Below are 668 nucleotides of genomic sequence, written 5' to 3'. Positions count from 1 at the left end.
ATGCGTGATCTTGTCTATTCACTCATTGTCTTGTGTCGGCACAACAAAGACGGTAGCTTTGGCACGTCCGCAGAACGGCAAAAATCATTAAAAAATGCTATGCAACGTTTGTCTGATGCTGGTTATGGCATTCGTAATGTTAATCAGCTTAAAGGGAAACACGTTCGCTATCTCGTGGAAAGCTGGCAATCTGAAGGCGTTGCAATAGGTACCATTAAGAACAGAATGAGTCATTTAAGATGGCTTGCTGAAAAAATCGGAAATCCTCTCATCGTAGAACGCGCTAATTCGAGCTATAACATCGAAAATCGTAAATATGTAGACAACCATAGGAATAAGGCTAAAAACCTCTCTACGAGCGATTTAGAGCGGTTTAACGACGAATATCTAAAATATTCTTTACGTCTTCAACAAGAATTTGGACTTCGACGTGAAGAATCGATGAAATTTCAACCGAAATTTGCTGATCGGGATACTAAAATCGTGTTAAAGGCAAGTTGGTGCAAAGGTGGGCGTGAACGAGAAATTCCCATCAGAACCCAATCACAGCGAGATTTGCTCAATGAAATTCATGTGTTTTGCAGAAAAATGCACTCAACATCGTTGATTCCACCTGAAAGAACGTACAAGCAACAGCTTAAATCCTACGAGTATTTCACTGAAAAGAC

1 protein-coding gene is annotated in these 668 nt (G+C 40.3%); it reads left to right on the top strand.

Annotated elements, in window-relative coordinates; translation table 11 throughout:
• Positions 1–668, top strand: a 668-nt coding sequence (locus ACFFHK_RS09755; protein ID WP_382371929.1) for a phage integrase N-terminal domain-containing protein, incomplete at both ends; no start/stop codon positions are given.

It is taken from the genome of Gallibacterium trehalosifermentans (assembly GCF_042433055.1).
In the GTDB taxonomy this organism is placed as follows: domain Bacteria; phylum Pseudomonadota; class Gammaproteobacteria; order Enterobacterales; family Pasteurellaceae; genus Gallibacterium; species Gallibacterium trehalosifermentans.
The sequence above is the reverse complement of the archived record's forward strand: the minus strand, read 5'-3'. Positions and strand labels throughout refer to the sequence as shown.